This window comes from Acidiphilium sp. PA (genome assembly GCF_026191915.1).
GTDB lineage: Bacteria > Pseudomonadota > Alphaproteobacteria > Acetobacterales > Acetobacteraceae > Acidiphilium.
Genome location: NZ_JAIMBY010000054.1, coordinates 1 through 6,847 on the forward strand (window position 1 = coordinate 1; position 6,847 = coordinate 6,847).

The window sequence follows — 6,847 nt, forward strand, 5'->3', positions numbered from 1 at the left end:
CGAGCGCCCGCACCTGATGCCTGATTGCCGAGGGGGCAGGTTGACTCCCTGACCGGCATCCGTAAAGCCACCTGACCAAGCGGCGGCCTCGAATGCGCGCAGAGCGAGAAAACTGGGAAATACACGATCAGCCCTAGGAATCGTTTTCATAGAGAGAGAGAGTGGGAAACTATCCTCTGTCAATCACCACGCTTTCAGGTCATATTTGAAACAGACACGTCACGAGAATAAAGAGGAACGAAAATGCTCGAAACCTTGGACGGCCGCATATCGATCTATCAGCCGGAGCAGCAGGGTCTGATCTTCCCGGAAATCCCACAGTATTCCTCGTTTGAGGCGGAGAGGACCTATCGCAAGCAGCATTTGGTCGCGGCAGTACGAGCCTTCGCGATGCATGGTTTCGATTACGGTTTCGCCGGGCACCTCACAATCCGCGACCCCGAACAGCCCGAGCTATACTGGACCAACCCGATGTGCGTCCATTTCTCACAGGTCAGGATGTCCAACCTGATTCTCGCGGATCATGCCGGCAACGTCGTCCAGGGATCCCATGCGATCAATCGAGCCGGCTTCGTCCTTCACGCCGCGGTGCACGAGGCGCATCCGGACATCATCGCTATGTGCCATGCTCACACCATCTACGGCACCGCCTGGTGTGCGACGGGGCGGCCACTCGACATGATCAGCCAGGATGCCGCCTGTTTCTACAATGATCACGTCGTGATCGGGGCGTCGGCTGGTGCGGTCGCGGTCGAGCGCGAGTCGGGCTATTCGGTCGCCAGCGCTTTCGCCAACGCACGGGCTGCACTGCACCAGAATCACGGGCTGCTCACCGCCAGCCGCCACAGCATCGACGACGCCGCGTTCTGGTTCATCGCCCTCGAGCGTTGCTGCCAAGTGCAACTGTTAATCGAGGCCTCCGGTGTCAAACCCCAAGAACTCTCCCAGAAGAACGCGGAATATAGCCGCCAGCATGTCGGCAACGATTTCATCGGCTGGCTGCATTTCCAGACCCTTTACGCGCAGATCGCAGCACAACAGCCCGATATATTTGACTGACCAGACCTCGCGATAATGAAATTCTTCAGCTGCTAGATTGACGTGCGCCTATTCGCTTAACCCCCATACCCGCTACATGTAGGATGCTGCCAATCTCCTGAGTATAGCTTTACGGAAAACTCACACCTGTTGCTACCTGTCAGCCCCCCGCCCACCCGTCACGGCCGGATCGCAACCGAGTCCGTTACCTGCCCCTCCGCCTCGGCCGCGAGCCGCGCCAGTGCCGCGACCGACGCAGCACCGGTCTTGCGCATGATCGCCGCCCGATGCACCTCGACCGTGCGCGGGCTGATCCTGAGCATCCCGGCAATCACCTTGCTCGGCTGCCCGGCCAATACCAAGTCTAGAACTTCCCGCTGCCGCGCCGTCAACCCCGCCAGATGCCGCGCGGCTTCCTCGTGAATCGCCCGTCGCGCGGTCTGATCCTGCCCCAGCCCGATCGCGCGGTCGATCCGGCTGAGCAGCTCCGCCGGGTTGATCGGCTTTTCCACAAAATCCGCCGCCCCCGCCCGCAGCGCCTCAACCGCCAGCGTCGCATCACTCACACCCGACAACATCACCACCGGCGTCTCATCCCCGCCGTCCCGCACCGTCCGCAGCAGGTCGATGCCGCTGCGCCCCGGCAGATTGACATCGATCACCAAGCAAGCCGCCGCCCCGCCCGGATCGCGCGCCAGAAACGCCTCCGCCGACGCAAAATCCACCACCACCCGACCCGCGGCCTCCAGCACCGCGTGCAACGCCGCACAGATCGCCGGATCGTCATCGATCACCACGATCGGCGCGCTCATCGCCGGCACCACCGCCGGGCGCCCCGGCATCAGCTTCCGAATCGCAGCCGCCAACGCGGCCAGCGACATCGGCTTGTTGAACTGCGCGCAATCCTGCGCCGCAATCTCGCGCAACGCCTCAGTCGAAATATCACCGGTCAGAATGATCACCGGCACCGCATGACCGATCGCCGCGCGCACCCGACCCACCACCGCAATCCCGTTCATCGCCCCGGGCAGATTGTAATCGGAGATCAACAAATCCGGCCACGCCCCCCCCGCCACCAGCGCCAGCGCCTCGCCACCATCCGCGGCGGCGACCACCCGATACCCTTCCTCCTGCAGAAACATCACGAGCAGCGAGCGAATATCCGGATCATCCTCGACCACCATGATCATCCCCGATGGCCGCACCTCATCAGGCCCGTCCACCACCGCCTCGGCCGACGGCACTGGCTCCATCACCGGCGCGGCAACCGTTGCGATCGTGACCGAAAACACCGACCCGCTGCCCGGCTCCGATTGCACCGCAATCGGCAGACCGAGCAGATCGGTCAACCGCCGCACGATCGCGAGCCCCAGGCCCAGCCCGCGCGTCCGATTGCGCGAAGGATTATCGATCTGGTGATATTCCTCGAAAATCGCCTGCAATTCCTCCTGCGGAATCCCGATGCCGGTATCCCACACCTCCAGCCGCGCCTGCCCGCCAACCCGCCGGCAGCCCACCAGAATCCGCCCCCGCCTGGTATATTTCAGCGCGTTCGATACCAGGTTGCGCAAAATCTGCGTCAGCAACCCCCGATCCGTCTCGATCGTCAGCGTGCACGGCATCACATGAAAATCGAGCCCAAGCGCCACGGCATCGTCGGTGAATTCCTGGCGCAACCGGTCGAACACCGCATTGACCGCAAACCGGCTCGCCGCGACCTTGACCACGCCCGCTTCGATTTCATTGATATCGAGCAGCGTATCCAGCATCGTCGTCATCACGCCCAAAGTCTGCGCCATCCGCTCGACCAGTGGCTCGGTCGGCGTGCCCGCCACCGCGCGCGCCAGCAGCCCGTGCAGCAACGACAGCGAGGTGAGCGGCTGGCGCAGATCATGGCTGGCCGCCGCCAGAAACCGCGACTTCGCACGGTTGGTCTGCTCGGCAATGGTCGTCGCTTTCTGCAAGGCAAGCGCGGTCCGCTTGCGCTCGGTGATATCGGCATACGTGATCACCACGCCTTCGACGCCATGCTGCTGGGTCCGATACGGCAGCACCCGCCGGGTGAACCAGGCGCCGTTGCGCCCCTGCACCTCGCGCTCGATCGGTTGCAGCGTCTCGAGCACCGCCCGCGCATCGAGCGTCAGCATCCCATCATTGGTCAGCGCGGTCAGGTCGGCGAGCGGCCGGCCCAGATCGCTCTGGATCACCGTGAACAGCGCCCGCGTCGCCGGCGTAAAGAAGCGGATGTGCAGATCGGTATCGAGAAACAACGTCGCGACATCGGTGCTGTACAGCACGTTCTGCAAATCGTTCGCGGTGGTGCGCTGGCGCTCGAGGGTTTCCTGCAACTGGCTGTTCAGCGCGGTCAATTCCTCGTTCAGCGATTGCAATTCCTCCTTCGAGGTCAGCAATTCCTCGTTGGTCGACTGAAACTCCTCATTGACCGAAAGCGCCTCCTCGTTGATCGCCTTCTGATCCTCGCTCGACAATTCCAGATCATGAATGGCGCCGAGCAATTCCGTCCGCGTCGCCGCCAGCTCGCGCTCCAGCTGCGCCACGCGCGAGCTGTCCTTGCGGTTGACCGGCGATGCCTGCACCGCGACGCCGGTCTGCCCGGTCACGAAACAGATCAGCAGCAACCGCTCGCCGTCGCTCGTCACCGGTTGCACATCGATCGTGAACGCCTGCTCGACGCCCTCATGCGTCATCGTCCCGCCCGGCACCACCACCCGACCCGCCGAGTCGATGGCCCGGCGGATCGCGGCGCGCAGCTTGGTGCGCAGCCCCTGCCGGCACATCGCCAGCACATCATGCGAGGGCAGACCGGGCGCGATCTGCAAAAACCGGTCGACCGGGCCGAGCGTGAACAGGCAATCGTTCTGCCCATTGATCAGCACCGCCGCCGGCGCATAGGCTTCGATCACCATCCGCCTGCACAATTCGGCCAGGCTGACCTGTGGTGCGCCACCTGGCCCCATCGTCACGACCAGACTGGTCCCGGGCAGCGTCGCGGGCACCTGGCGTGCCATGAGGCGCGATTTGTCGCTCGGCAACACCGGAAAGCCGAACACGCCCGGCCGGTTGCGCCCGGTGCGGCGATAGATCCGTTCGGCCTTGGCCACCACGCTGAAACCCTGATCGCCCGACCCGATGGTCTCGGCACTGCCGAGCAGCAAAATCCCGCCATCGCGCAACGCAAAATGAAACAGCGTCAGGATTTTCGACTGCGCCTCCGCCCGCAGATAAATCAGCAGGTTCCGGCACGACACCAGATCGAGCCGCGAAAACGGCGGATCGGCCAGCACATCCTGCACCGTGAACACCACCAGCGCCCGCAGCTCCGTGCCGATCCGGTATTTCTGTTCCTCGCGGATGAAAAACCGCGCGAGCCGCGCCGGCGACACATCCGCCTCGATCGATTGGTCATACAGCCCGGCCCGCGCCCGCCCGACCGCATCAGGATCGACATCGGAAGCAAAGATCTGCAATTTCGCGGGCGAGCCGACCGCGCTGATATGCTCCATGAACAGCATCGCGAGGGAATAGGTCTCCTCGCCCGAACTGCACCCCGCCACCCACAGCCGCAACGGCTGATCGGCGGTGCGCCACGCCACCAGCTCCGGCACGATCTGCTGCTCCAGCACATCGAACACCGCGCGATCGCGAAAAAAACTGGTGACGTTGATCAGCAGATCCTGCGCCAGCAGATCGACCTCGGCGGGGTTGCTGGTCAGCAGCGCCAGATACGCATCGAGGCTCGGCGGCACCAGCCCGGCAAGCCCGATCCGCCGATCGATCCGCCGCCGCAGCGTGCCCGATTTATACAAAGTGAAATTATGCGCCGTCGCATCGCGCAGCAGGGCGATGATCGCATTGAAACTATCCGGTGCATCGACCGGCACATCGCGTGCCACCGCATCGCGCGGCCGCGCCGCCAGGGCCGTCGGAATCTCCGCGAGCGGCAGCACCAGATCGACCAGACCGGTCGCAACCGCGCTGCGCGGCATGCCATCGAACGCCGCCTCGTCCGGCGCCTGCGCGATCACGAAACCGCCCTTGTCGCGGATCGCCCGCAACCCCGCGCTGCCGTCGCTGCCGGTGCCGCTCAAGACCACCACAATGGCGCGGGCGCCGCACGATTCCGCGATCGAGTGCAGCAGAAAATCGAACGGCAGCCGCATGCCGTGCCGCTCGATCGGTTGCGTGACCCGCAGCATATCGTGGTCGACCGCGAGGTAGCGCCCCGGCGGAATGACATAGACATGATCGGGTTCGAGCATCATGCCATCGGAAGCCTCGATGACCGGTAGCGCGGTATGGCGGGCCAGCAGTTCGACCATCAGGCTTTGATGCGTTGGGTCCAGATGCTGCACCAGAATAAACGCCATGCCGGTTTCGCTCGCCAGATGGTCGAGGATGCGGCCGAACGCTTCGAGCCCGCCCGCAGACGCGCCTAACGCAACAACCGCGAAATGACTGCCGGCTGCGGCCTGCTGTGGCGCGGCGCTCGACTTGCCCGCTTGCGAGGGTCCGATTTCCGCCATTCTAAAACATCTCTCATTATTAAAATTATGATGGTGCTGGCCCATTAGTTATGACCGTAAATGTAAGATTTTGTCCATCTTTTCTGGGAGCGAAGATTTTGACATCCAACACCTTATGCACACCCTCATCTCGAATCCCAAGCTATCCATTGCAGAGAATCGGTCCGGTAGGGTTGGATTACCGGAAGGAATCGGGTGCGGTTGATCCAGATTCTTTTCGTTCAAGTTTTCCTGCCGCACTAATTCTTGGATGCACGATTTCCAGTTCATCCCGCCATGTCGCACCGATCTCGAGCCCGCTTACCGGTTATTCACCACTGCCAGATAGACTTCTGGTGCCCATGGCACGTCGATAAGGCATGCGGAAAAAGTCGTGCTGTGCCGCTCCCTGGCGAGGGGAGAACAATATTGCGGCCATGGGTGTTTCGCTCAATGCGTCGAGTACGATGGGAGTGCTTTCACTGCTCGAAGGGTCATCATCACCTGTGGCCCCCCATTGGCTGCTCGCGGCAAGATCGCGGTAGGGGCTACCATTACTGGGCACCCTCCGCACAGATCCGTACGGGCGCGATTCGCGCATACGGCTCCCACTGTGGGTGTTTGAGGGCGAAACGATCGCGTCGCCATGGATGAAGGGCACGCGGGTACGGGAGCCAGTCGTTGACCAGTTTCTTCATCCGTTCGTATGTCGAGTTGTCCCTCCGGCTCCGTCCCTTGAGGGAGCGCCGCACGAAGGACGCTAGCGCAGGCAGAAAAAGCCGTGTTATCAGCCGTGATCTTTTTGCAACAATCTGGCAGCGAATTGCGAAGTCTGATATTTATAATATGGAGATGCTTGGCTGCCTGATTCGAATAACGTCGTAACCAATTGTCACTTTTATATGTGAAAACAGTGACTTATTTTTCAAATCGTGGATTAATCCCGGCCACATTGGGAAAAGATCGGTGAAAACCAAAGCTTGAGACTTTGGTAATATATTGCGAATATGATATGGGACCTATCGAATAGTATGGTCACCATAGGGCGGCGGCCTTGTCAGGAATTGCTCGACCATGGCCAAGTTTCGTGATGCAATCGATTTCTCGGATATCTGGCTCTCAGCTCTCGACGGCAGTTCGGTTGGACTATGGGATCGTGATGTGGCAGCTGACGAAATCCGTTATTCTCGTAGCTGGGATATGATTGTCGGAATTGACAGCCAAGGGTCCGTTTGCCGAATCCAAGATAGCTATGACCGCGTTCATCCCGATGACCTCGGGCGAGT

The 6,847-nt window shown here is 61.6% G+C and carries 2 protein-coding genes and 1 pseudogene; 2 read left to right on the forward strand and 1 reads right to left on the reverse strand.

Translation table 11 applies throughout. From position 1 onward, the window contains the following. The first annotated feature begins 243 nt into the window (after positions 1 to 243). Positions 244 to 1,059 (forward strand): class II aldolase/adducin family protein, encoded by an 816-nt coding sequence (locus AruPA_RS21055; protein WP_265638698.1) that lies wholly within the window; start codon positions 244 to 246, stop codon positions 1,057 to 1,059. Positions 1,060 to 1,217: 158 nt separating this feature from the next. On the opposite strand, the gene AruPA_RS21060 is transcribed toward AruPA_RS21055, so the two are convergent. Continuing rightward, on the reverse strand, positions 1,218 to 5,582 hold the full coding sequence (locus AruPA_RS21060) for a chemotaxis protein CheB (RefSeq protein ID WP_265638699.1): 4,365 nt from the start codon (positions 5,580 to 5,582) through the stop codon (positions 1,218 to 1,220). A gap of 1,053 nt (positions 5,583 to 6,635) precedes the next feature. On the opposite strand from AruPA_RS21060, the pseudogene AruPA_RS21065 reads away from it, so the two are divergent. Next, positions 6,636 to 6,847: pseudogene (locus tag AruPA_RS21065) on the forward strand (hypothetical protein); the annotation flags it as partial.

Excerpts from the sequence above, each read along its gene's own strand:
- AruPA_RS21060 (WP_265638699.1), bottom strand. The coding sequence starts at position 5,582 with ATGGCGGAAATCGGACCCTCGCAAGCGGGCAAGTCGAGCGCCGCGCCA.
- AruPA_RS21055 (WP_265638698.1), top strand. The coding sequence starts at position 244 with ATGCTCGAAACCTTGGACGGCCGCATATCGATCTATCAGCCGGAGCAG.